Source organism: Shewanella sp. 30m-14 (genome assembly GCF_052977125.1).
This window is the reverse complement of record NZ_JBRILW010000004.1, coordinates 143,850-169,665: the sequence shown is the minus strand read 5'-3', so window position 1 is coordinate 169,665 and position 25,816 is coordinate 143,850. Positions and strand designations below refer to the sequence as shown.

General features: G+C 44.1%; 18 protein-coding genes. 8 read left to right on the top strand and 10 right to left on the bottom strand.

Annotation, left to right across the window (positions count from 1 at the left end):
• Positions 1-125 precede the first annotated feature (125 nt).
• On the top strand, positions 126-557 hold the full coding sequence (locus tag ACVBIU_RS04730; RefSeq protein WP_447160217.1) for a hypothetical protein: 432 nt from the start codon (positions 126-128) through the stop codon (positions 555-557).
• A gap of 535 nt (positions 558-1,092) precedes the next feature.
• Here ACVBIU_RS04730 and ACVBIU_RS04725 read toward each other — a convergent pair.
• Together ACVBIU_RS04725 and ACVBIU_RS04720 are read right to left on the bottom strand one after the other, a co-directional pair.
• Positions 1,093-2,421, bottom strand: coding sequence for a hypothetical protein (locus ACVBIU_RS04725; RefSeq protein ID WP_447160215.1), 1,329 nt, complete (start codon positions 2,419-2,421; stop codon positions 1,093-1,095).
• 908 nt (positions 2,422-3,329) lie between these two features.
• Complete coding sequence (locus tag ACVBIU_RS04720) at positions 3,330-4,631, bottom strand: L-cysteine desulfidase family protein (RefSeq protein ID WP_447163205.1); 1,302 nt, start codon at positions 4,629-4,631, stop codon at positions 3,330-3,332.
• A 207-nt stretch (positions 4,632-4,838) separates the two neighbouring features.
• On the opposite strand from ACVBIU_RS04720, the gene ACVBIU_RS04715 reads away from it, so the two are divergent.
• On the top strand, positions 4,839-5,318 hold the full coding sequence (locus tag ACVBIU_RS04715; protein ID WP_345773631.1) for an Lrp/AsnC family transcriptional regulator: 480 nt from the start codon (positions 4,839-4,841) through the stop codon (positions 5,316-5,318).
• A 327-nt stretch (positions 5,319-5,645) separates the two neighbouring features.
• On the opposite strand, the gene recJ is transcribed toward ACVBIU_RS04715, so the two are convergent.
• The 4 genes from recJ to brnQ form a co-directional block, all read right to left on the bottom strand.
• Positions 5,646-7,370 carry a single-stranded-DNA-specific exonuclease RecJ gene (gene recJ / locus ACVBIU_RS04710; protein ID WP_447163204.1) on the bottom strand — a complete coding sequence of 575 codons (1,725 nt, stop codon included), beginning with the start codon at positions 7,368-7,370 and terminating at the stop codon, positions 5,646-5,648.
• A 139-nt stretch (positions 7,371-7,509) separates the two neighbouring features.
• Positions 7,510-8,238 (bottom strand): bifunctional protein-disulfide isomerase/oxidoreductase DsbC, encoded by a 729-nt coding sequence (dsbC, locus tag ACVBIU_RS04705; RefSeq protein ID WP_447163203.1) that lies wholly within the window; start codon positions 8,236-8,238, stop codon positions 7,510-7,512.
• 334 nt (positions 8,239-8,572) lie between these two features.
• Complete coding sequence (gene xerD / locus ACVBIU_RS04700; RefSeq protein WP_447163202.1) at positions 8,573-9,475, bottom strand: site-specific tyrosine recombinase XerD; 903 nt, start codon at positions 9,473-9,475, stop codon at positions 8,573-8,575.
• Positions 9,476-10,012: 537 nt separating this feature from the next.
• The gene (gene brnQ / locus ACVBIU_RS04695) at positions 10,013-11,356 is read right to left on the bottom strand and encodes a branched-chain amino acid transport system II carrier protein (protein WP_447160210.1); all 1,344 of its coding nucleotides are present in this window, start codon (positions 11,354-11,356) and stop codon (positions 10,013-10,015) included.
• Between the two features lie 518 nt (positions 11,357-11,874).
• Between brnQ and ACVBIU_RS04690 the strand changes: the two genes are divergently transcribed.
• Both ACVBIU_RS04690 and srmB read left to right on the top strand, forming a co-directional pair.
• On the top strand, positions 11,875-12,615 hold the full coding sequence (locus tag ACVBIU_RS04690; RefSeq protein ID WP_447163201.1) for a tRNA1(Val) (adenine(37)-N6)-methyltransferase: 741 nt from the start codon (positions 11,875-11,877) through the stop codon (positions 12,613-12,615).
• A gap of 78 nt (positions 12,616-12,693) precedes the next feature.
• A complete protein-coding gene (gene srmB / locus ACVBIU_RS04685) occupies positions 12,694-13,920 on the top strand; it encodes an ATP-dependent RNA helicase SrmB (protein WP_447160208.1) in 1,227 nt (408 codons plus the stop codon).
• Between the two features lie 70 nt (positions 13,921-13,990).
• On the opposite strand, the gene ACVBIU_RS04680 is transcribed toward srmB, so the two are convergent.
• Positions 13,991-14,569, bottom strand: coding sequence for a hypothetical protein (locus tag ACVBIU_RS04680; RefSeq protein ID WP_447160207.1), 579 nt, complete (start codon positions 14,567-14,569; stop codon positions 13,991-13,993).
• A 357-nt stretch (positions 14,570-14,926) separates the two neighbouring features.
• Here ACVBIU_RS04680 and ACVBIU_RS04675 point away from each other — a divergent pair, with 357 nt between their 5' ends.
• The 4 genes from ACVBIU_RS04675 to ACVBIU_RS04660 all read left to right on the top strand — a co-directional run bounded on the left by ACVBIU_RS04675 (position 14,927) and on the right by ACVBIU_RS04660 (position 22,540).
• Positions 14,927-16,156, top strand: coding sequence for an efflux RND transporter periplasmic adaptor subunit (locus tag ACVBIU_RS04675; protein ID WP_447163200.1), 1,230 nt, complete (start codon positions 14,927-14,929; stop codon positions 16,154-16,156).
• Positions 16,156-19,299, top strand: coding sequence for an efflux RND transporter permease subunit (locus ACVBIU_RS04670; RefSeq protein WP_447160205.1), 3,144 nt, complete (start codon positions 16,156-16,158; stop codon positions 19,297-19,299). Before ACVBIU_RS04675 ends, ACVBIU_RS04670 begins: the two co-directional genes overlap by 1 nt.
• A gap of 276 nt (positions 19,300-19,575) precedes the next feature.
• Positions 19,576-20,184 carry a TatD family nuclease-associated radical SAM protein gene (locus ACVBIU_RS04665; RefSeq protein WP_447160204.1) on the top strand — a complete coding sequence of 203 codons (609 nt, stop codon included), beginning with the start codon at positions 19,576-19,578 and terminating at the stop codon, positions 20,182-20,184.
• 136 nt (positions 20,185-20,320) lie between these two features.
• Positions 20,321-22,540 (top strand): PAS domain-containing protein, encoded by a 2,220-nt coding sequence (locus tag ACVBIU_RS04660; protein ID WP_447160203.1) that lies wholly within the window; start codon positions 20,321-20,323, stop codon positions 22,538-22,540.
• A 42-nt stretch (positions 22,541-22,582) separates the two neighbouring features.
• Here the strand turns inward: ACVBIU_RS04660 and ACVBIU_RS04655 are convergent, their stop codons facing one another.
• From ACVBIU_RS04655 to ACVBIU_RS04645, 3 genes are all read right to left on the bottom strand, one after another.
• Positions 22,583-24,004, bottom strand: a complete 1,422-nt coding sequence (locus ACVBIU_RS04655) for a hypothetical protein (RefSeq protein WP_447160202.1) — start codon at positions 24,002-24,004, stop codon at positions 22,583-22,585.
• A 402-nt stretch (positions 24,005-24,406) separates the two neighbouring features.
• Positions 24,407-24,934 carry a hypothetical protein gene (locus ACVBIU_RS04650; RefSeq protein ID WP_447163199.1) on the bottom strand — a complete coding sequence of 176 codons (528 nt, stop codon included), beginning with the start codon at positions 24,932-24,934 and terminating at the stop codon, positions 24,407-24,409.
• Positions 24,927-25,664 (bottom strand): winged helix-turn-helix domain-containing protein, encoded by a 738-nt coding sequence (locus tag ACVBIU_RS04645; RefSeq protein ID WP_447163198.1) that lies wholly within the window; start codon positions 25,662-25,664, stop codon positions 24,927-24,929. Before ACVBIU_RS04645 ends, ACVBIU_RS04650 begins: the two co-directional genes overlap by 8 nt.
• Positions 25,665-25,816: the final 152 nt, after the last annotated feature.

Here is a 25,816-nt window from a genome sequence, read left to right as displayed (position 1 = left end):
TAGTCATATATCATTCCAACACTTTATTGTTCGCCTGCAACGAACAGTGATAGGTTAGAACAGTCTCTTACAAAGAGAGCAACACGGAAGATTTTATTTAAAGAAATCACTTAAAGGAGTAAACAGTGAAGCAGATTATTATTGGGCTCAGTATCGTCCTAGCAACAGCATTTACATCGACACAAGTGTCAGCCCACACCTATGAAGGTAATTGGTATTTTGTTGAGGGTGAATACAAAAAACCAGATGGCACCATTCTCAAAGCCGACAACAGCACTTTAGTCGCAGTCAAATCAATCAAGGGCGATATCTTCTCGCTAACCAACACCGAAGACGGCGTGTTTCTAGGTTACCTAGCAGGTGATTTCATAGTCGATGGCGACAACTACACCGAAGCGGTAAAAACCGGCACTCGCGCCAAACACCACGGTAAAAACTACCACTTTAAAGGCTGGCTAGAAACCCGTGAAGAGAATGGCAAAACAGTCACCTACTGGCACCATGAAGGCGAAGTAGAAGGCATCAAAGAATACGAAGTATGGCGCAAGCTGCTCTAACCTATTGCCGCGAGAGATATTAGATTTTATCTGAGCAAGCTAAAAGCTTGCTCTATTAGATGGTAAAGCCGCGTTGTTAAGCGTGTGCAATTTAGCCCTCTGACTGTTAAGCACTCTTACCATTAACAAGCTGTTGCGACTCAAGCCAGCCCATAGCAACATCATGTGCTTTTTATAGCCACTAATTTAGTGATGACCTCGGCGTAATGCTGAACTTATAGATACCACAACTCCCCATCGAAGTTGCCGAAGTACGCAGATAAAAATGCCGTAGAGCCATCATGGATGATGGCTCAGGCTCGGGGGGACATGGATGTCCCATCTGAGCCGTTAGGCGATTTTTGTTGGAGTATGAGGCCCGTATTCAACGCATGTAACTTCGTCGGGGCATCATGGTGGATGCAAGGAGGATAAGGACGAGCAGTCCTCCTTGCCCGGGTGTGGGATGGAATCCCACGACTTTAGTTGTTAGACGCAGTCTAACTCAGCCTTAAATAATTAAATTAAATCATTAATCCGTGATTTACCAAATCAATTACATGAATGCCAACAACGGTGAGATACACAACAAAACACCCGTCACAATAATCAGGTTAGTTGCCCAGCCCTTATATTTGTTCAAGTGTGGCACCTTGTACACCAAGTAAGCCGGAATTAAACAACCCACCAAACCAAAAATTGGGCTACAAATAGAGGTGAATGAAAGGATTGGCGCGTTTAACGCAATTGCAGACCAAGCCAGTAAAATAATGAACACTGTGATTAATTTATTCACTAGCTCTTTATTAATCTGTGACTCTTTACGGCTACGCAGTAGCACGTTCATCGCTAAACCGCGGCAAGCCTCTTGGAACGCTAAGAACACACCAAAGAATGACGTAACCACCGCAAAGATGTTAATCACAATACCGGTCACTGTCGCCCATGACCCAGGGAAGTACTGCGCAATAATCGCCAGTGCTGAGATATTTTGATTCATCGCCTCAGTTGCTTGCGCTTGGCTAATGGCAAAGGTAAACGATATCGCAAAGAAGAACACCACGACAAACAGAATAGAGAAAGCAATTTTCATTGCGCGCTCAGCCTTGTAACGTGCGACCTCAATCGACTTCTCGTGTGAGCGATATGAGATCACCATTGGGCTTAACGACTGGATAAACAGAATAGAGGTTAAGGTAAATGGCAGGGTAATAATGGCATTTTTCAGCATTGGGCCAAACTCACCCATGCTTGGAATATTCGCCATATCCCAACGAGCCATCAGTAACACAGCCATTACCGCCACCAATGTCAGCACGGTCACCGCCATAAAACCTGACAGTTTAAATAGCAGCTTTTCGCCTTTTGAGCCGATAAAGGCTAGTACGCAGATTAAGCCTAAACCGTAGAATACATTGTCACTTAGCTTGCCCTCTGTTACGCCAAATGAATGCAGGTAAGAGGCACTGTCGTTAGTCACGGCTAACGAATAAACCAGCACCCAAATAACCAACATCAAGAAGTACAGCACACCTAATGCAATACCCCAGTTTTTGCCAAGATAGTTTTCAATCACGCCTGGATAATCGGTACACTTTTTTGACTCAGCTAAGGTATTAATGAATAACTTTTGGAATAAATACATTGCTGGGTAGCCAATGATAGATGACAGCAAAAATACCCATAATCCCATTACGCCAACCTGAACAGGTAAAAATACAATACCGGCACCGATAGCCATACCTATGCTCATCACTATCCAGCCAAGGTCAACACTGTCAAACTTGGTTGCTTGCTGCCATTCGGCCTTAGTCATATTGGCGCGTTGGTGTAGGGGTTGCGCTTGAATATCACCACTTGGTGTGCCTTGAATTACTTCACTCATTAGTCAATTCCATTAAATTTGGCCATAGCCACTGACATGAAAAAATTATAATTATGTTTATAGGAAAACAGCATTTTTATAGTGTTTACTTGGCCTGAGCATACCCAAGGATGGAGAGAATATTTTTATTTAAATTCATCGCTATTGGCGTCGATTTAGCAAAAAATACTCTCAATCTAGCGATTTTTTCACATCGTTTTTTCGTACTGATCCAGATCAAGAGTTAATCACTTTTAAACGCTCAATAGTTTGATGTCCTTCACCTTATTAGTCATTAATCATCCGCTAACAAGCCTTTAAAAGTGTGATTTATTTCAATGTTTTAGATTTTAACTTAGAGAGGTGTGGCGCACATTTCTCGAATTAAAGTGATAACCACAACTAAATTAAATCGATGTGTGAGCTAAATCACTAGCCAGCAAACCATATAAATAAGTATAAAAATCAACCTACTAGATGAGTATTTAGTCTGATTATTTAAAGCGAGAGAGAGTTTGAGGCCCGTAGATGACGAAATGCTGACTTGATGAGCAGTTCAATCTATAGGGATAACATGGACAGATAAATAATCAAAAACAGAGAAGTTGAAAGGGAAAGAGAAAATCTTACGAGTGCTGCTAGCAATGATTGAGGTGAGCATTCTCTTGAAACTAGCGGTCTTAAAAATAGCCATCTTGAAAATGGCTTTCGTGTGTTGCTTTATCGCATAGAGAAACTAAAAAGCCAAATCGGCATTCTTAATTAAGAACCGATTTGGCTTGAATTTTTTACTTTAAGTTTAAGCTTCAGGCTTATGCTTTAGGTTTATGCTTTAAGCTTGAGCTTATTGATAAGGGCTATTGATAAGAGCCATTTCTAAGCGCTATTACTAAGCTTCATCGAATACTAGGCTTTATCAAAATCTTGTCTTATTTGTGCATCATAATCTCTAAGATTTGCACATCGGTTTGGGTCATAGAGCCATTGGCTAATGCTGCAAGATTTCGGATGGTTTGATCAACATCATCAGCAACTATACCTTCAGTGCCCGTTACCCGAATACCATCAATGGCCATTAAGGCAGATTTTACCGCAGCTCCTGCCGATGAAGACACTTTCATTGCACAGGCTGTCTTTGCACCATCACAAATAACACCACTCACATCACCAATCATGCTGCAAATGGCTGCACTGACTTGCTCAATCTCACCATCAAGCAAATAGGTTATACCTGCTGCGGCCCCCATAGCTGCAGTTGTTGCGCCGCATAAGGCTGAAAGCTTGTTTTGATAGCTTTTAATATAGATAGCCGTTAAGTGCGACAACATGAGTGCGCGGATGGTTTGCTCCTCAGTTGATTTAAGAAAATCTGCACTGACAACAACAGGCATGGTTGCCGCAATACCTTGGTTGCCAGAGCCTGAATTACTCATCGCAGGCATCATAGCGCCATCCATACGCGCATCAGACGCCCCAGCGGTACGAGTTAATACGTCGGTCAGTAAGCCACCAGATAATAGGCCTTTCTCTTGGTTTTTAACGAATGTCGCCCCAATTTTCAAACCATAATTACCACTTAGGCCTTCAATGGATAAAGCATCATTTAGGCTTTTAGCCTGCATAATAAAACGTATGTCATCCAAAGGTATATGCATGGAAAAATCATAAATATCTTGCAGTTTTGCCTCGGTAAACGGGTTAGTTTTATCGCTATTATCATTAACAGTCGCCACCTGTGGAACAGATAAACACTGCTTACCATTTATTTCTATCGCGACAACCTTGGTGTGGCTATCGGCAATGGTGACACTCGCCGTTTGCTGCTGATAATAAACCGTGACTTTGGCGTATAAGACATTAGCCACATCAGCGACACCGACTGTCACTTGATTGTTTTCAAACATCAATTTAGCAACTTGAACGTCGCCATTGGTGAGATTTTTTAATACTTCAAGACCGGCATGACGTTCACCTGCTACCGCGCCAATTGCGGCCGCAATTGGCAGGCCAACCATCCCCGTACCCGGGATCCCCACACCCATGCCGTTTTTCATTAAGTTGGCAGAAACAGCAACCTCTAGCTTAATGCTACTGGCTTGGTCTTTTATCCCTAGCTCATCAATAGCAATTGCGGCAGCTAATGCCACAGAAATAGGCTCGGTACAGCCAAGGGCTGGGACGACATCGCGTTTAACTGCTTCAAGGAATAAAGGCCATAAGTGTTGTTTCATCGTTGTACTCACTTCTAGTAATCGACACTATTTGGAAAATAGTCATTGCAATCTTTGATTCATTGTAATGGATTAACTGAAGAATTATTTTTCCATTTTTTCTACCAACAAGGCAGAAAAGAGAAAGTTTTTCTATTAAAGTGCAATTGCAAACTATAAGAATGCTTAAATAAGCAACAGCAGATAATCTCAGTAAGGAATGACCTTGTGGTTGAAAAAGTAAAACTAGATAAAGTAGACCGACAGCTGCTCACCATGCTACAGCACGATGTCACCTTATCGCTTAACGAGTTAGCCAAAGCCGTTAATTTAACGACCACGCCTTGCTGGAAACGCTTAAAGCGTTTAGAAGAAGAGGGGGTTATTAACAAGCGAGTCGCCCTGCTCAACCCAAGTAAGATAGGCGTTGATTTCACCGCATTTGTGCAGGTTAAGACCTGTGACCACTCCCATGCTTGGTATGAGACATTTATTGAAGCGGTTTATGCCATGCCTGAAGTGATGGAGTTTTACCGCATGGCTGGGGAGTATGATTATATGATGCGGGTACAAGTTGAAGATATGGCGGCATTTGATCACTTTTATAAACGCTTGGTCAATCAAGTGGCAGGCTTAACCAATGTCACTTCAACCTTTGCGATGGAATCATTGAAATTCAGCACCGTTTTACCATTAAAGCCTGCGTAACTAGGGCTCATTGCCTACCCGCTTATTTAAACAAGTAAAGAGCCAGCCTTCGGAAGAAGGTGGTTCTCCTCTCAGTTGTGGCTCGGACTCACAGAAGGAATCTTTCCTACCGTGCTTTAGCAAGACGCCGTAAATATATCCCTATTGGCTCTGCGAAATCGTCCCTGATTTAGAAGCTTGCAAAATATTCATAGCAAACCTTCCATCAAACCTACTTAAGGCAAGCCTAATTAACGATACTGCCCTACAAAAGTTGAGGGTTAGGGCTAAAAACAAAAAGAATGCAACCAGTGCATCCTTTTTGTTCGGCTAGATTAGGGCAACTGCCTACTTAGGCTCTATCTGCTCAACCATCAGCTGCAAAGTCTGATTGCCTCTAAACTCATTCACATCAAGTTTGTACACCACCTGAGCATACTGAATCGTCGCATCGGGCCAGGTCTTCAAGTCCACATTAAACGCTATCGCATCGAGCATCACCCGGCCGCATTCGGTTTCTAGGATCAATTTTAAGTGCTTCTCACCCACAATGCGCTGTTGAATAACCCTAAAATAGCCATCAAATAACGGCTCCTGAAATGACTGCCCCCAAGGACCGGCATTTCTAAGCTCAGTGGCAAGCTCTAGCTTAAACTGCTCGGGAACCAGTTCGCCATCTGATACTAACTCACCGGTTAACAATTCTGGAGCTAAGATTTCACGTACAGCTTTATCATAAGCATCGGCAAACAAAGCAAACTGACCCGCTTGAATCGATAATCCTGCAGCCATAGCATGGCCACCGAACTTAATAATTAACCCTGGATGACGGCTATTAATTAGTTCTAACAGATCACGCATATGCAGACCTTTAATCGAGCGCGCCGAGCCTTTTATCTCGCCCTCGCCCGCTTCAGCAAAGGCGATCACTGGGCGGTGATATTTATCTTTAATGCGTGAGGCCAAGATACCAATCACGCCTTGATGCCAATCGGCTTGAAAAATAGCAATTCCCCACGGCAGCTCGGCTTCATTGAGCTCAATACTCTCTAAGCTCTTAAGCGCTTCTTGCTGCATATCGGCTTCTAAATCACGGCGCTCGGCATTGAGACCATCGAGCTCTGATGCCATACGACGAGCGAGCGAGATGTCGTCACACAATAAGGTTTCGACACCGAGAGCCATCTCATCGAGCCGGCCTGCGGCGTTAAGTCTTGGACCAACGGCAAAGCCAAAATCTGATGCGACAATACGTGACGGTGTTCGCTTAGCCACTTCCAGTAAAGCGGTAATACCAACGCGGCAGCGGCCAGCTTTAACTCGCTGCAGACCCGCCTCGACTAAAATACGGTTATTCGTGTCCAGCGATACCACATCGGCAACGGTACCCAACGCCACAATATCCAGTAGTTGAGCAAGATTAGGTTCGCTAATGCCTTGTTCTTGATACCAGTTACGGCGCCTTAGCTCAGCTCTCAGCGCCGACATCAAATAAAAAGCCACACCAACACCTGCGATGGATTTACTCGCAAAACCACAGCCATCTTGATTCGGGTTCACGATAGCGTCGGCATCCGGCAAGGTATGGCCCGGTAGATGATGGTCGGTGATAACAACTGTCATGCCCAGCGCTTTGGCTGCGGCGACACCTTCGATAGATGAAATGCCGTTATCAACGGTGATCAGCAGCTCTGCATTTCTACTGGCCGCAACCGCTACAATTTCAGGGCTTAAGCCGTAGCCATAGTCGAAGCGGTTTGGGATCAGGTAATCCACCTTTTGGGCGCCCATCATTCTCAGCGCAAGCACGCACACGCTGGTAGAGGTTGCGCCATCGGCATCGAAGTCACCCATAATGAGTATCGATTTTTGCGTCGCCATACCGTCGGCAATAATGTTAGCGGCCTGCTCAAGCCCAGCCATAGTGTCGGGGCGGAGTAATTTAGCTAAGCTTAATTCGCACTCAGATGCACTTACACCGCGGCTGGCATAGATCTGTTTTAAGATTGGCGAAAACGTATCAGGAAGGTGACTATCATCCACTCTCGGGCGGCGAACTATCTTATGGATCACGTTGGATTAAACCCTCATATAAATAATGTCAGCATATAAACCCTGCCAGCATAACAAAGACTGCTGCCAAAGGGGCACAAAAAAGGTGAGCCTAGACTCACCTTTTTGACTATAACTTTTTACACTCGCGGCTTTGAGATTACTGTGCCGACTCAAGCGTACGCAATAGTGCCTTAGGTGGCTGGTAACCTGGAATTAAGGTACCGTCTTCAAGAATAATTGCAGGCGTACCATTAATCCCAAAGGCTTGTCCTAACTCATACTGCTCTTTGATTTTGGCGTCACATGAAGCTTGTTTAACCGCTTTGCCATTTTTCGCTGCGCCCATGGCTTTTAATGGGTCAGCTGCGCACCATACTGATTCCATTTCATCAGCATTGGCTGAGGGAATACCTGCACGTGGGAAAGCTAAGTAACGTACAGTAATACCTAGATCGTTATACTCTTGCATCTCGTTATGTAACTTACGGCAATAGCCACAGCTAACATCGGTAAAAATAGTCACCACGTGTTTTTCATTCTTAGCTTTATAAACCAACATGTTTTCTTCAAGAGGCTTCATCATACCAACGCGAGGACCAGCCATAGCCGCTTCAGTTAGGTTCTTCATGCCCTTATCAAGATCATAAAGATTACCGTGAAACAGTTTTGAGCCATCTTTAGTAATGTAAAGCACACCACGATCGGTAAAGGCTTCATAAAGCTCTGAGATAGGTGATTGCTTAATAGAGATCACTTCAACGCTTAGCGTGTCACTTAGTTTTTGCTTTAACGCAGCGGTTTCGTCACCAGCGCTGTTTGATGCTGCAAATGCAGCAGGCGCAATCATCATTGCAATCATCAAAGAAAATGTTCGGGTGAACTTCATTGGTATTCCTACTCTCTGTAAGGGTCAGACTTATGGGTATAAACGATTAGACCTAGTTTGGAGCTGAAAAGTTACAGACTCAGCCAAGTTAAAGCAAATTATTTGCTGTAACTAAATCATTCAGACGTGAAACCCATCATATATTTTAGGAAAGTTTAGAATTGTTGAAACAATTTAACCAGTCAACAACTCTCAGCCTCAGCTTAAATCCGATTGAACTTAACCCTTGATTTAAGTGTGTTACGGCGAAGATTTATGCACATGCTATTTAAAAAAATTACAACACTAATCCTGAAAACTAAGCCTGAAACTAAGCCTGAAACTAAGTCAGAAACTAGCCCCTTGGGTGATGCTCGCTATGAAGCGTCGCTAGCCTTGCCGTTGCCACATGGGTATAAATTTGCGTGGTCGACAAGTCGCTATGACCAAGTAGTAGCTGCACCACACGTAGATCTGCCCCATGATTAAGCAGATGGGTAGCAAATGCGTGTCTTAAAGTATGTGGCGATAGATCTGTACTAATTCCAGCTCTTAAGGCATATAGCTTGATGCGGTGCCAAAAGGTTTGCCGTGTCATCTGCTGCGCCCGTTTTGAGGGAAATAACACATCGCTTTGCTTGCCTTTTAATAGCTCGGCTCTGGCAAATTTAAGGTAGGCCTCAATCTCAGTCACGGCCAGCTCTCCAAGCGGCACTAAACGTTCCTTGCCACCTTTACCGGTAATGCGCACTAGCCCTTGGCGTAAGCTTAACTGCTCCATGGTCAAACCCACCAACTCAGAGACACGAAGCCCTGTGGCGTATAACAGCTCTAGCATCGCTTTATCACGGCATTCGATTGGATCGTCATCAACGGGCTCAGCCAGTAAGCGGTCGATATCCTCTTCGCTTAATGAGTCCGGCAGTTTACGTGCCAGTTTAGGCGACTCTATTAATGCCATAGGATCGGTATCGATGCGCTTTTTGACGATAAGGTAACCATAGAAGCGTCTAAGGCTGCTCATCATGCGCGCGCTACTGGTTTTAGCGCAGCCCTTATCGAAACGCTCAGCAAGATAGTCTCGCACCTCAAGTTGCGAGCAAGTGAGTAACTCTGCGCCCTGTTTTTGTAAGTATCGGTCGAGGTGGCGCAGGTCGGTGCGATAAGCGCTTAAGGTATTATCGCTAAGCCCTTTGGTTGACCAAATGTCGTCTAAAAACAGATCGATTAAACTATCGGGCGTGTACTTATCGGCCACTTATTATTCCTATTTAAACCTAACTCGATATTATGTTTTTTATTGTAGGTTGGGCTTTAGCCCATCAAAGATGACGGCATAAGCGCATTATCGTTGCATTTCCGTCTTTTGCCTTTCTGGCTCTACCGTCTTAGCTTTTCCTTGCTCCTAGACCTAGATCCTAGATCCTAGGGCGCTCGCATACTCGCTGCGAGGACGCTTCGCGGCTAGAGCGGACTTCGTCCTGCTATACAGTCAAAAGACGGCATTGTGTATTTAATGTAAGTTGGGCTTTACCCATCATCAATGACGGCATAAATGCCAACCTACAAAAGCATTATGCTGTGGCATTTCCGTCTTTTGCCTTTCAGCTTTACCCGTCTTGCATCGTCTCAGCTTGTACCGTCTCTGCTTTTCCTAGAACCTGCTTTTCCTAGAACCTTCTTTTAAACCTTCTTGCCATAAAAAAGGCGATGCTTCTTAGAAACATCGCCTCAATATTATGTCATCGAACCATTTTGCGCTATACGCAGTCGCTCGACAATCTGCTTTCTCGCTTTAATTAACCGCAAGCTGCTCAGCAGGCTTTTTTACAAACATACAAGCAATAATCACGATAGCTGTAGGCAGTAACCATGCCATACCTTCGTTGTGTAAAGGCATGAAATTAAAAATGCTTACATCAACTTTAGCCGCTTTAAAGCCATCAATAATACCGAAGAACAGCGCCACACTAACGACCAGGCGATGCGCGGTTTTTGGATAAGCAAAACGTTCAGTTAAGAAAGTTACTGCAACCAATGCAATTGCGACAGGGTAAACCGTCATCAATACTGGGACACTAATGTCGATTAACTGCGCTAAACCAACGTTAGCAACGGTTGCACAAACAACGCTCACCAATACAACAAAGCGGCGATAAGATACCTTGGGTGCTAACTCATTAAAGTACTCACCACAGGCACTGATAAGGCCTACTGAAGTTGTTAAACAAGCAAGAGTAACAACTGATGACAACAATACCATGCCGCTCGCGCCAAATTTAGCGATAACGTAGTTAGTTAAGATCACGCCACCATTTTCAGCACCGGCAGCTAAGTCACCCGCTGTCGCACCTAGATAGAATAATGATACATAAACAAATGCCAAACCACTTGCTGCAATCAAGGCCGCTTTAATCAAATAGTTAGTCTGTGCTTTTGGCTCTGTAATGCCTTTCTTGCGTAGAATGTCGATGATCAACATACCGAAGATTAACGAAGCCAAGGTATCCATGGTGTTGTAGCCTTCCAAGATCCCTTTCGTTAGCGGGTTACTTTGATATTCACCAACCGCAGCGCCAATGTCGCTACCCGGGATCACAATAACTGAAACCGCTAGACCCATTAATAGTAAAATAAGGATCGGGGTTAATACTTTACCAACACTATCTAGTAGCTTACCAGGGAACAGTGCCAGCACCATTGAAAGCCCAAAAAACGCCAGCGTATAGAATAGTTGCGTGATGTTTAACGTTAAGCCTGCAAGCATAAAGGTTGCCGACGTATCTTCTAAAAATGGCTTAAAGCCAACTTCATAAGCAACTAGGCCGGTTCTTGGTGCTGCAAACGCAGGCCCTATAATGATGAAAATCGACACGGCGAGTGCTGTTGCTGCGATGGGAGGCAGCAACTGCATAATTTTACCGTTTGCTTTAGCGACAGCAATCAAAGTGATCAGTGGTAGGCCGACAGCTGTAATAAGGAAACCGAACATGGCAAGGGTAAGATTTTCACCAGCCATAAAGCCCGCTAAAGGCGGAAAAATTAGGTTGCCCGCGCCTAAGAAGAACGCGAAGGTCATGAAACCTAACCCTAACGTATCTGCGATACTCATTTGATTGTTTTGCACTTTATGCCCCATCTAGATTTTATTTTAGTTAACTATTTCATGCCATCACGCCACTAAGGCACCATATTTGGATGACAACAAAAATGCGTAATGATTAGTTTACACGGCTCCGTGGTAAATACGGCCTATACATGGCGAGTTTATGAACAGCAGCGGAAATATTATCGCTTAAATTGCTTTAAAACTGTTTTACCTTCTCTAAAACTGGGCTTTTACCGAGTAAAGAGGGGCATACTATTATCAGAGTAACTTCTAATAAACAAGCTGGCATACCTAATAAAACCCAATCTCGATACAGATAACAACAAGGAGTTAACAGTTAATTTTCATAACTTACATTCACCCTATTAGCACCCACAAGCAGACACATTCACGTTAATACCCAGCAAGCACTCTAAAGCTAGTAACCACTTACCAGCATGAATTCGCAACACATCCAAAAACATTAACAACAGATCATTTTTAGTAGATTACCGCAGAGGTTTGATTAGCGTACAATTAAGTTAACTGTTCAAACTGACCCTGTTGCAATGCCATTTACCTTTAAACAATTTCATATTGATGACAATCGCTGTGGTATGCCAGTAAGTACCGATGGAGTATTACTTGGTGCTTGGGCGCCCTTAAGTCAGGCACAGACTATTTTGGATATTGGGTCTGGCAGTGGCCTATTAAGTCTGATGGCCGCTCAGCGCAGCCAAGCTAAAATCACTGCAATTGAACTTGACGACCAAGCAGCACTCGACTGTCAGCACAATTTTAATGCCTCAGCCTGGTCAGATCGCTTAGAACTTATCTGTTGTGATATCCAGGCCTATTGCCAAAACGGCCACAGCAAGCAGTTTGAGCATATCATCTGCAATCCGCCCTATTTCGCTAACGGACCGCAGTCGAGTAGCGCTTCGAGAGCGACGGCGCGCCATACTGACAGTTTAAGTTTTGAGGCTTTATTAGCAGCGATTAAGCAGCTATTAGCGCCCGAGGGGCAAGCTAGCCTCATATTACCGACTGAGTCAGTCAGTCTGCTGGAAGCCATTTTGGCGACGCATAACTTGAGGTTGTGCCACAAACTGCTAGCAGCGAGCGTTGAAGGTAAAGCGCCGAATCGTCAAATACTGGTGCTTACCCATGATTTAACAGCAAAAAATATTATCGATTGCGATACAGATATACAGACGGCTTCTCAACAGCAGCTTTATATCCGAGAGAAAAATGGTCAGTACAGCAAAGCCTTTAGTCAACTGAGTCAGGATTTTTATTTAAAGCTTTAAGGATCTGGCGATCTAATCGTTTAAAGTCTCTGCTATAAGCTTTATAATGTCCGGCTATTATTTATTGAGATGCCACGCATGCAATTTGAAGATCTCCAGCTTGACCCTCGTTTGTTAGAGTCACTGAAAGCAATGGGTCATAACAAGCCCACTACCATACAACAACAAACAATCCCAGTTGCCATGGAGCAAAGAGATATCTTAGCTCGTGCGCCAACGGGTACTGGCAAGACTGCAAGCTTTCTTCTGCCTGCGTTGCAACACCTTCTCGACTTTCCACGTCGATATGGCGGCCGCGCACGTGTATTGATCCTGACACCGACTCGTGAGCTTGCTAGCCAAATTCATCGCTATGCCAGCCACCTTGCTACAGGCCTAGGTTTAGACAGCGTCATCATCACAGGTGGTGTCCCTTACGGTCCTCAAGAAGAAGCGCTACAGAAGAACGTTGATATTTTAGTCGCCACTCCTGGCCGTTTAATGGAATACCTAGACAAAGGTCATTTCAACGCGGAAGAAGTAGAAGTACTGATTATTGATGAAGCCGACCGCATGCTAGATATGGGCTTCTCTGCCGTTGTTGAAACCATTGCAATCGAATCGGTCGGTCGTAAGCAAACCATGCTGTTTTCTGCCACGCTTGAAGGCAGTGACGTAGGTCGTTTCTCGCATCAGCTGTTAACGAATCCCGTTAAGCTTGAAGCTGAAGCACCACGTAGCGAAAAAGCCAAAATTCATCAGTGGATCCACTTAGCCGATGACAAAGCCCATAAATTTGCCCTGCTGTGCGCACTGTTAAAACAAGAAGATGTGCAACGCACCATCGTCTTCGTCAAGACACGTGAAGCGGTCGCTAGCCTTGAAGGCTTGCTACAAAAAGAAGGGATTACTTGTGCATTTATGCGCGGTGATATGGAGCAAAAAGCGCGTTTCCAAGCACTGGGCCGTTTCACCAAAGGTGAAGTGAATATCTTGCTAGCAACAGACGTTGCTGCACGCGGTATCGACGTTGACGATATTACCCATGTTATTAACTTCGATATGCCACGCTCAGCAGATACTTACGTTCACCGTATCGGCCGTACTGGTCGCGCTGGCGCTAAAGGTACAGCTATTTCGCTAGTTGAAGCCCATGACATTCGTGTTGTTGGTAAAATCGAACGTTATATCGAGCAACCACTGAAGCGTCGTTTCGTTAAAGATCTGCGTCCAAAGAACAAAGAAGCGAAGCCGCCTGGAAAGAAAAAGCCGGGTCCAGTAGGCAAAAACTTCAGTAAGAAGAACAAAAAGAAAAAGAAGAAGTAATTCCCTTAGGGATAAGAGCGCTTCTTTCACATCAAAGGGACACGTTTTCGTGGCCCTTTTTTTTATCCCTTTACACTGGTATATGCACACCTAAACTACGCAATAAATGGTAATACGCCGTAACGGTTACAGCCCCCATACCGACAACCAAAATGACCCGATATTTAAAGCCATGCTGATGGTGTTTTACTCGGTCTTTATGCGTCACGACATCCATCATCTCGTCGCCAAAATAAACCGATAAGAAGGTACCAACAGCGCTGATTGCGAGGATGCTCCAATAAGGAATAGGTTGAGTCAGAATATGTTCGAGTAATCGGGTGAGAAACGTCAGTTGATAAGTACTTTCAGAAAAGCTAATAAAGTAAACATTGACCCCTACAGCAATAAACCACAGCACGACTTGAGTCGTTGCCATCTTGACTTTAAACAGTAAACGCACAGGAAAGGCGATGAGAAACCCACCGTCAGCAACGGGTGTGCACAGTACAAAAAAACTCCAGCTTAATATTGCTAATGCAAAACCTGTAGACGCATTATATTTCCAACTCATATACCCAAAATAAGCAACGATAATGACAAGTAAAGCCAGAAACTTTATCAGCGTTTCTTTGTGGGTTTCATGACTCGGATTAAATTTGTTGTTCATTGCGTTAACCATAATGACTCACTATTCATTGAGATCTAAATATTTAAGTATCTGAGTATCTATTTATCAATACCTCACTCACATCAAATAGAAGCTAAGCAAACTTGTGTTGTTGCTAGAGTCACCGCTAGATAATTTGACTTATACAATGTGAGTTGGATGTTGCTACCCACAACTTTAGTCATTGGATCGACATGGCGCCAAGTATTCACGTTTGATGCTCGATGCCTTAATTAAGCAATTACAGCGACACCCATAAAATGAAACAAATTTGTTACAAATAAAGATTCCACCTTAAGTCTGACTCTGGTAATTTATGCAATAAGAAGAAGTCTTTGCACGGAAAAGCAGGATCAGATGATAACTAAAATAAAAACCATTCTTCGGAGAATGACACCTCTCTTTATTCTTTTCGCCTTCGTTGTTGCGGCTCAGCTCTTGATCAACACCAAGGAAGCACCTGAGCAAAAAGATGATGAGGTCCCGCTCCCGATTGTTGATGTCACCGAGGTTAAGGTGCAAACCGTTTCGTTAAACCTCCCCTCTTACGGTATCGTGAGCCCTAAATATAAAACTCAATTGGTCACCGAAGTCCAAGGGCGCATGCTGTCTATCTCAAATAACTTTGTTGCCGGTGGCGTAGTCAAGAAGGGTGAGGAGCTGGCCGTTATTGAGCCATCTGATTATGAAGCAGACTTAATGCAAGCTCAGGCATCACTCGCTCAAGCAAAAGCGGCGCTAGAAGAAGAGGTCGCTAAAGGTGAAGTGGCTAAGAATGACTGGAAAGGCTATGACGGTGGCATTCCACCTGAATTAGGCCTGCGTCTACCGCAACTAAAGCAAGAACAAGCTAACGTAAAGTTTCAGCAAGCCGCTCTCGCCCGCGCACAACGTAACTTAGAGCGCACCGTAATTCGCGCACCTTTCGATGGCATTATCAAGGGCCGTAACGTCGACCTTGGGCAATACGTCACTTTAGGCACAAACCTAGGTGAGCTCTACGATACTCGCATTGCCGAGGTGAGATTGCCGCTATCAAATAACGACCTTGCCTATCTTGAATCCGTCGATAACCCCGATACAGGCGTAACCTTAAGTGCTGACTTAGCGGGTAAGACCGTAACCTGGCAAGGACAAATTATTCGCAGCGAAGGCGTTATAGATGCTGAAAACCGCATGGTTTACTTGGTCGCTGAAGTCAAAGACCCTTACCTTCGAGGTCAACGCAGCGAAGGTCAGTTACCGCTTAAGTATGGTACTTTTGTTACCGCTATCATTAAAGGCCGCACTGTCGAGGGGATCGTCAAACTGCCTCGTCATTTGGTTCGTGACAATCAAGTGACTATAGTCACTGACGATAACAGCATTGAGATCAGAGACGTTAATGTTGTCAAAAGCGATCTCGAAAATGTCTACATTAAAGACAGCCTTGTCGACGGTGAGCGTGTATCACTGACTAATCTTACCAATCCTGAAAATGGTCAGGTGGTTAAAGTCTTAGGTGAAGAGGCTAATTCAACTCAAGATACTGATACCGATAGCAGTGACAACAGCGAAGAGCAACTTGCTAATGCAGGTGCACAATAATGACCACTGAAAATGAAAACCAAAAAGGCTTAATTGCCTGGTTTGCCAAAAACAATGTGGCATCCAACCTATTGATGTGGATTTTAATCATAGGCGGCTTATTCAGCACCTTAATTATCAATAAAGAAATTTTCCCATCATTTGAGCTTAACTATTTACAGATCTCTGTTGCCTATCCTGGCGCCGCCCCTCAAGAAATTGAGGAGGGGATCAATATAAAAATTGAAGAGGCCATTCAAGATATCAATGGTATTAAAAAGGTCACCTCTATCGCCAGTGAAGGCGTCGGCCTGGTAACCATTGAAGTCGAAGACAGCTACGATCCACAAGATATTCTCGATGAAGCCAAGCTGCGTATAGACGCGATTTCAACCTTTCCCGTTAATATCGAAAAACCTAATATTTCTCGTATAAAGCCAGAAAACAACGTCATTTGGATTTCAGTTTACGGTGATCAGTCTCTGCAAGAGATGAAGGAACTGGCGAAAACGATTCGTGACGAAGTCGCCGCACTCCCCGCCGTCACCCGCGCTCAGGTTACTGGCGTACGCGAATACGAAATTGCGATTGAGCTCTCAGAGAATAAGCTCAGAGAATATGGTCTGACGTTCTCGCAAGTTGCTCAAGCGGTACAAAACTCCTCTATCGATCTACCGGGTGGCTCTATTCGCGCAAAGGATGGCGACATCTTACTGCGCACTAAAGGGCAAGCCTATACCGGTGAAGACTTCTCGAAAATTGTGGTGAGCACTCGCCCTGATGGAAGCCGCGTGATGCTGCCACAAGTCGCGACCATTAACGACAGTTTTGAAGAGCGCCTTGAGTACACTCGTTTCAACGGTCATCCTGCTGCCATTATCGAAGTGCTAAGTGTTGATGATCAAAATGCACTGGATATTTCAGCTCAAGTCAAAGAGTACATAGAACAAAAACGCGATGCATTACCAACCGGGGCTAAGTTAGATACCTGGGGCGATTTGACCCATTACCTTAAAGGTCGCTTGAACATGATGCTGTCGAACATGTTCTATGGTGCTTTATTGGTGTTCCTCATTTTGGCGTTATTTTTAGAAATAAAACTGGCATTCTGGGTGATGATGGGACTGCCTATTAGCTTCCTTGGTGCCATGCTATTTATGCCACTGGAGCCTTTCTCACTGTCAATCAACCTGTTAACCCTATTTGCATTTATTCTGGTGCTAGGGATCGTGGTGGACGACGCCATTGTCATTGGTGAGAGTGCCTATAGTGAAATAGAAAAACATGGTCACTCGTTGGAGAATGTAGTCAAAGGTGCGAATAAAGTCGCTATGCCTGCCACCTTTGGTGTATTGACGACCATTGCCGCGTTTATGCCAATGCTAATGGTATCTGGCCCGCAAGGGATTATCTGGAAATCCATCGGTATGGTGGTCATTTTATGCCTCATATTTTCCCTCATTGAATCAAAACTGATATTACCTGCTCACCTGGCCCATATGAAACCGCGTAAACCTCGTGAGCAATTAGGTTTATTAGGCCGCCTAAAGGCAGGGCTCAACGATAAGGTGCAGTACTTTATTCACAATATGTACCGTCCGTTTTTAGAACGTTGTATCGTGCAGCGCTACAATACGGTGGCGGTTTTTGTCGGCGTGCTTATCCTTTCTATCGCTTTGGTCATTAGCGGACAAGTGCGTTGGGTTTTCTTCCCGGATCTGCCATCAGATTTCATTCAGGTCCAACTTGAGATGGACGAAGGTAGCTCAGAAGAAAACACCTTAAAAGTTGTGCAAGAGGTTGAAGAAGCCTTATACGCAATGAATGAAGAGATGGAGCAAGAGTTTGGCTACCCAGTCGTAAAGCACAGCTTTATCAATATGAGTTCTCGCACTTCAGCCTTCTTGTTCGCCGAACTCACCAAAGGTGAAGATCGCGATGTCGATGGCGAGACGATTGCCAGTGCTTGGCGTAAACAGTTACCTGAACTCATCGCAGTCAAAAAGCTTAACATTAATGCCAGCACCAATGATGGCGGTGATATCTCTTTTAGATTAACCTCGAGTAATCTCGAGCAGTTATCGCAAGCATCTGAGGAGCTAAAGCTAAAACTTCGCAGCTATGAGGGTGTTTATGATATTGCTGATAATTTCTCCTCAGGTAGTCAAGAAATTAAGCTCAAAATCCGCCCTGAAGCCGAAGCGTTAGGCTTAACCTTATCAGACCTTGCTCGCCAGGTACGTTATGGCTTTTATGGCTATGAAGCGCAACGTATTTTGCGCAACAAAGAAGAAGTGAAGGTGATGGTGCGCTACCCACTTGAGCAGCGCCGCACTGTGGGGCATCTTGAGAATATGCTCATTCGCACCCCAAGTGGTGTTGCGGTGCCATTTGCAACGGTTGCAGAACTTCAATTAGGCGACTCCTATTCATCAATCACTCGTGTTGATGGCCGCCGTGCAATTACGATTAATGCCAATGCCGATACCAACAAAGTTGAACCATCGAAAGTGGTCAGTGAGATCCAAGAAGAGTTCTTGCCGCAACTGCAGGCTAAGTATCCCAATATATCAACTGCACTTGATGGCGGTAGCGCCGATGAGCAAAGCGCGTTAGTGAGCCTGTTACAAGGTTTCTTCTTCGCACTGTTTACTATCTACGCGTTAATGGCCATTCCGCTAAAATCTTACAGCCAACCTTTGATCATTATGTCTGTTATCCCATTTGGTATGATTGGCGCGTTATTTGGTCATTTTATCTTAGGCTTAAACATGAGCATTTTAAGCTTGTGTGGCATCGTTGCATTAGCAGGGGTTGTGGTAAACGACTCATTGATCTTGGTCGATTTTGTTAACCGTGCGCGCGCTGAGGGCCACAGTATTGTGAGAGCGGCTGTCGACTCAGGTTGCTATCGCTTTAGAGCGATTATCCTGACCTCACTTACAACCTTTGTTGGCTTAGTCCCTATTCTGTTAGAGAAAAGCCTACAGGCGCAGATTGTGATCCCGATGGCGGCGTCTTTAGCCTTTGGTATTTTATTCTCTACCGTGGTAACACTGATTTTAGTGCCGATCCTTTACATCATCTTAGATGATGTTAGGCGCGGCCTAAGCCGCTTCTACCATTGGTGGTGGCAGCCAAAGTCAGACCAAGCATCGGTATAACCCATGTTTAATAAAAGGGAGGCGTTGAGCCTCCCTTTTTAATGCTCTGCTTCGCGCTGAACAGATCGTAAAGGGATGCCAAATACCACGCAAATACACCCAGTCTAAGGCCATCAATATAACAATCGGTATAAGCCATAAACAGCTAAATATTAGCCCTGTCGTGCTCAGCTAAAATTGACCACATACAGAGTTTAGATAACTCGATCCAGTAAACAGATTTAATTAGCCTAAAGCATTATCCTTTGCCGATAGCAATTCTAGATAGGCGCGATGATGACTGTTTGCCAGCCCACACTTGTGTACGATATCCGTAATAGCCGTTACCTTAATATTACCGGTCGCTGCACCTTAAGGTGTCAGTTTTGCCCTAAACACAATGGTAGTAAACAGGTGCATGAGTATCAACTCGATCTTAACCGCCAACCCAAAGCCGACGAATTAATCGCGCAGCTTGGGAATGTGTCTCAATTTGATGAATATGTATTCTGCGGATATGGCGAGCCCACGCTAAACCTAACCACTTTGCTCGATGTCGCTAAAGAAATTAAGCTCCAAGGAGGTAAAGTGCGCGTCAATACGGATGGACTCGGTAACCTATTCCATAAACGCAATATTCTTCCCGAGCTAGCCACTTGTGTTGATAGCCTATCGATTTCACTCAATGCCGATACCGAAACACTTTACCAGCAACATTGCCGCCCCAAGTTAGCTGGAGCTTACTGGGCATTGCTTGATTTCATTAAGCTTGCACCTCAATTTGTTAACGACGTGCAAGTGTCAGCGATCAATGGTCTCGAAGGCGTCGATATCGAGGCATGCCGCAAACTGGTGGAAAACAGAGGCGCTCACTTTAAGCAAAGAGAGCTAGATATCGTCGGCTAGATAGCGGTTTAACTCTGGGGGAAAATACTGAATTAAATTGATGCTTTGCATTGCACAAACATGATTAACAAACATTATCTCAAATGTTAATTCATGTTAGTATGCGAGGCATAATAACTGTAATAAATATCAATACATGCTAACCCGCAAACAACCTTTATTAATCAGTGCTCAAGGGATCCGTTGGTCTCAAGCACGTATCTTAGCCGCCGCGAGCCAGCTCTGTATGCTGTTGGTTTCGATCATCATTCTGACTAATATCATTATCACCTTAGGTGAAAGGCGTTTGCAGGAAGACTGGGCAACCCAACGTTACAGTGAGCTACAAGCGGTTGGCGCACTAATCTCAGATAAAGTGTCATTCCAGCAGTTTAGAACGCAGATGTTTGCTAAAGCTGAACTGCTTAAACATTACCTGAATTTACCCTCTTCAGATAATCAGCAACAGCTGCTTAATAACTGGGACATTCTAGTCGATAACGTCCCTGAATTATTGGGTATTGCCCTTTACGATCCTCAAGGTCAACATAAATTTGCCACCAGCAACGATTTTGGTAATGAAAGCCTGCCCCCCGCGTTACTCGGTGGAGCTAGAAATATGGGGGGAAATGAAATCTACACCTCGCCATTAGAATTTACTCCGATTGATGGCCAGCTTGAGCCCTTTCTATATCAATTTGCTTGGCTAGAAAATCCAGATCAGAGTATTCGTGGCTACCTTGTTACCTATAACTCTATGTCTAAAATGCTTAAAAGTATTAAACCTGCTTATTCAAGCAAGCAAGCCCCCTTGATGATGCTAGATACTCAAGGTTTGCTTTATGCCGGTGCACAACAGAGCACGGGCGTGACTCGGCTCCCCGAAACCATGGGCGGTAGCTTAAAGCAGTCTTACCCGGCCCTTTGGCGTAAAATGGCGATGAGTAATTTTGGTCAGTTCCATGGCGATGTGGCCACCTTCGTTTACTTGAAAGTAGAGCTAACCACGCAATATGAAACGCGCAGAGAATACTTTTTGGTGTCTTATATTAAAAATACGGACATCGCAGCTAACTTTTCTCAATGGCGTAATATTCTTATCATCGGGTCAGTCCTGATCACACTATTAGCCTCTTTAGTGATTTTCTTAACTCACTTATATCGTATAGAGCAACGTTCCCGAGAATTCAGTATTGATATGACTAATCGCCTATTTGATAGCGAACTAGGTTGTATCATCGCCAACGATAGTGGTCGCGTGTTAACGGCGAACTCTTCAGCATCAAAATTACTTGCCTTGCCTATCGATGAGCTCTCCGATCGTAGTTTGCAGCGCATTCTCAATTTGAATGATGACCAATATCTAGATTTTATTAAGACAGTTGATGAAACAGAGCATTGGCAAAGCGAGCTATATACAGATACCACTCCCCATATTTGGCTGAAAATCAGTGTGCGCATAGAAGTCAGTAAGGATGAAAATCGCCGCTTTATGCTGGTAACCTTTGAAGACATTAGCGAACTTAAACAGATCCAAGAAGAGGCGATGTTGAATCGTTTGCTCCACAATGGCCCAACAGCCAGCGTACTCACCGATGCAAAAGGCGTTGTGGTCAAATCAAACTCGGCTTTCAACACGCTATTGCAAGTGGAAGACAGCACCAAACTCAATGTTATCCATCTTTTAAGTGAAGAGTTTAGTCATCACTGGCCTCAAATTTCCCAACAGCTACAGATCCAAGGTAGCTGGAAAGGACAGGTTTTTGCGATGATGAATCATGTACAAGACAGTTGCTTACAAGCCACGTTACAAGGCTATTTAGATAATTCAGGAGAGCTTGAGTATATACAATGTAGCTTTGAACAAGCCATAGTTAAGCACTCAAATAAAGATGGCCTTAATTCAGTACCAAAGCGAAGTACCATCTTTAACCACAAAGATGATTTAGAAAGATACTTCAATAACTTAACTCAGCACTGCAAGGACTTTTCTAGCCTGCTCATGATAGATATCAGTGCCGAGGATATGCTAAGCCATATGAGTGATATGGGCCAAATTGAATCTCGCCAAAAAGAAGTGGAGATCCATTTGTTACGCGATCTGCCTCACCGCTACCAGATGTCCCATTGGCAGTTAGGCAAGTTAATCGTTGTATTACCCGATACCGACTCCGATCAGGCCCATTATTTTGCCATTGAGACCTTAAATAAGCTCAATGATAACGGTCTAGGTGAAGGGATCTGTATCGGTATTGCCTCTTATCAAGCAGAGCAAAGCCTTGAGCAACTGATTGCCAATGCTGAAGTCGCGCTAAAGCGTGCTAAGCAAACCGGTCAGCAGCAAATCTGCCAGGCTTATACAAGGCAGCTTATTTAGTCTTCGCGTTAACACTTTTGAGTTAATGCAAAGCCCCTTCACTTACGCAGGGGCTTTAAGCTCCTCCTTAAAAGGCGCTTCCTCCATGGTCGTTACGCCTGACGGTAAATCACTCTCTGTGATCTCAATAATGGCCGAACGATTCATGGTGATTTTATAGCGTGCATATTGTGGCACCTGTTTACCATCTCGCAGAGCCAAGATCAGGTTTACTTGATAACGACGCTCAACGGATTCATTACTGATCTTTCCATCTTGCTCTTTATAGATCCTATCCTTACCACGCTCTAAGTTGCGGGCAAAAGGTGCAAAACTAAAGTTCACTTGCTCCTGAATAGTCGAGTATCCTGCTAAGAAGTCTTTCTGCGAAACCCGGGTATGGATGCCGTAGTGAAGAATCTCGGCATCGATTTTGTTTTGGCTATGTCGTTGAGTCAGGATCTGCGACACCATATCTGGCAGTTCTTTTTTACGCATAAACTCAAGCCAAACAAGTTGCCTAGCGACAATACTTTTACTGGTGGTATCACTTAGGAGCCGGCTCCAACGTGGTCGGCCTTTTTGGATAGCTCGCCACATGGCGTTACGAATATCGTCTTTAAAGATTTCACGAAAACCGTAAATCACCGCCAGCGTCAGCACTAAGGCGATGGTTAATCCGCTAAAGAAGCCTTGAGCTTTAATAATCAAGGCTGACACCACAAGCATCACCATGCCCGTGGCGATACCCGTGGTCATTTTCTTAAGCCCGACACCTAAGGTTTTTAAATCTTCTTTAAGGACGACACCTTGTTGTATAAGGCGTCTTAATAGCAGCATCTTATTGGCGATACGGTTTGGGTCTTTAACTGTTTGCGACGAGTTATAGCTACGCTCTTGACGATAAAGCGCCTCAGCGCGACAAAGTGCCACGACTCTATCGTTAATTTCATTAAAATCACTGGTTCTGGGCGCATGAGCGAGCAATTTTAGTAAGCGTTGCTCACATAACCAGGAAAGATAGTTATCGGCGTTTTCAAAGTAGGACTTCCACTTTTCATCACTGGGCTCATTACGTCTAAAACGCTTAAGCAAGCTCGTCACTTGTTCACTTAACTCATCGAGTGAACTATAAAACTTTTCAAAATCTTCAGTCTGAGCTAACTCTTTACTGTCGGTCTCAATGGCGACGGCAAACTGGTAGGCAAACAAGTTCAAGTAGAGCCTAAACTCCTCGACTGTACGTTTCTTTTGGCTGGCAAAGCGGCTTTGCACTAACGGCAGGTGCAAGCCGGAAGAATAATAGGAGCGACGACCAATTATCGAGGAGTGGAAATACTCCTCTTCATTTAGGCTTTGGGGATTAATCCCCATCTCTTTCGGAAGGAAAAAATACAGGTCCAGCCGGCGGCTATCACCCACCTCCATCTGGTGAAGAAATTTAATCGACAGTGCTTCTTCCTGTTTTATTCTGACTTTAGACACATACACCTTTTATATAACGAAGAAAATGACACGGTACTGACAATATTGAACTTTCTGGTATGGGGAACGCAACTCGCATCGACACGATAGTGTTAACGCTATCACAATTAACAATGACCTGTAATCGTATTAGAAATCATGCTCAATAAGTAACATAGACCTTGTTAAGTCTAACCGATATTGACACTTGTTGTGATTAAGCTTAGCTATTAAGCTTTTTTATTAAAATTAGCCATTAAGATTGCTCGCTAAGATTGCTCACTAAAATTTCCACTCCTGCTTGGAAACTCTTATTTCCCCTCCAGACTAGCAAGTCTTATTGGCAACTCTTTTAGCAATGCAGCTTAGGGATAGCTCTCTTTAGACGCGCCGCAAGACAAACCTCACCTAAAAAGAGAGTGATTAATCCAGTTTACAAGCCCATAGATGATTACCAGGATTGATTTGAATCGTCACGACTCCAGCCGCTTTATTCATCTCTAGCACCCTTATTTGAAAGGGTTTACTTTGCTCATCAACAAGGTGTTCTTGTGCTTGCGTTATCGCCGCTTGTAATGACTCACTATAATCAGTTTGCAATAAGCCTCGTAAATACTGACCCTGTGCCAATTCAACTTCATAGGTAAGAATAGGCGCCTTAATGGGGGTAACCGTCCCGTTCGCCATAACTTTATGGGTTAACTTATCCCCCTTGAAGAAGCTTAACGCTATATCAATACCCTTTTGAGTGTTAGTCATTTCGAGTCGTTGAGTCGCTTCAAAACCGGTGCCAACACGGTAGGAACCCGAGGTACAAGACAGGCTTGAATTATCATCAGGCTCAATGGCGTGATCAAGTAGCAGACATAAACCAAAGATAAAGGTTAATGTTGCTAGAATTGGCGTAGATTTGAAGCCTGAAAATGGCCCGCAATTTAATCCTTTACTCACAGAACCCAACCTCTTTTAGCCATGCTTCATCAATAAAGCGCCAATCATTAGCCACATTATTCACTTTTAAATTGTTACAAGCCTGACCGTCATCGGCTAAATTATTCATCAAGAACTCAAGTCGACTGCCATCACTCGACGGCGCAATATAAACCCGTTGCCACTTAAGCTTGTCACAGCTCGCCAACTGCAGCGACAACTCCTTAACTCTACTGTGAAAATTGTCTTTATCTGTATCGCTTGTATATATAGGTACGAGTATCGACTCGGTTCCTGCAATTTTTATTCTATCGGGTATCGACAAGCTAATATCCGATGTTGTTTGCAGATTAGTCGCTAAGAAAATGATCAGTAAGATCCCAAGAATGATGCAAAGCACATAGTTTTTAATTGAAATAGAATTGAGAGTGCAATTAAACATCGGCTTTTCTTGTGCCTTAACATGCAATAGATAACCCTGCTTATTAATCGCTTCAATCCAGCTAGCATGTTCTGCACCAAGAAAGCGTTTAATGTTTTGTACCGCGGTAGCAATGTCGTGATGGGTCACTACTGTAGGCAAGCATTCTTCGCACATAAACTCAGTAGATACAACTTGGCCTCTTGATGACATCAATTGATGTAATACCAAAAACTCAATGTTGGATAACTTGAACCCGGGCGCTGACTTTAAGCGGCTATGAACCAACTCTTGCAGTGTGAGATCAAATCGGTATGGACCTATATACACGTTAACGACTCTTACCTAATAATTGTATCCAGTTTACTGTGAATCCTCGGCGGAGTCCGTGATTAAATAACGCTAAAGCAGAGCTGATGCTGCTTTCGTGAGTTCTAGCACATAAAAATTATCGTTATTTAACAAATGCAAGTAACAGTCTG

Bases quoted from the DNA above. Each gene is read 5' to 3' on its own strand.
- ACVBIU_RS04725 (WP_447160215.1), bottom strand. From the start codon at position 2,421: ATGAGTGAAGTAATTCAAGGCACACCAAGTGGTGATATTCAAGCGCAA.
- ACVBIU_RS04720 (WP_447163205.1), bottom strand. From the start codon at position 4,631: ATGAAACAACACTTATGGCCTTTATTCCTTGAAGCAGTTAAACGCGAT.
- dsbC (WP_447163203.1), bottom strand. From the start codon at position 8,238: ATGAAGTTCACCCGAACATTTTCTTTGATGATTGCAATGATGATTGCG.
- brnQ (WP_447160210.1), bottom strand. From the start codon at position 11,356: ATGGGGCATAAAGTGCAAAACAATCAAATGAGTATCGCAGATACGTTA.
- ACVBIU_RS04690 (WP_447163201.1), top strand. From the start codon at position 11,875: ATGCCATTTACCTTTAAACAATTTCATATTGATGACAATCGCTGTGGT.
- srmB (WP_447160208.1), top strand. From the start codon at position 12,694: ATGCAATTTGAAGATCTCCAGCTTGACCCTCGTTTGTTAGAGTCACTG.
- ACVBIU_RS04680 (WP_447160207.1), bottom strand. From the start codon at position 14,569: ATGAACAACAAATTTAATCCGAGTCATGAAACCCACAAAGAAACGCTG.
- ACVBIU_RS04675 (WP_447163200.1), top strand. From the start codon at position 14,927: ATGATAACTAAAATAAAAACCATTCTTCGGAGAATGACACCTCTCTTT.
- ACVBIU_RS04670 (WP_447160205.1), top strand. From the start codon at position 16,156: ATGACCACTGAAAATGAAAACCAAAAAGGCTTAATTGCCTGGTTTGCC.
- ACVBIU_RS04665 (WP_447160204.1), top strand. From the start codon at position 19,576: ATGACTGTTTGCCAGCCCACACTTGTGTACGATATCCGTAATAGCCGT.
- ACVBIU_RS04660 (WP_447160203.1), top strand. From the start codon at position 20,321: ATGCTAACCCGCAAACAACCTTTATTAATCAGTGCTCAAGGGATCCGT.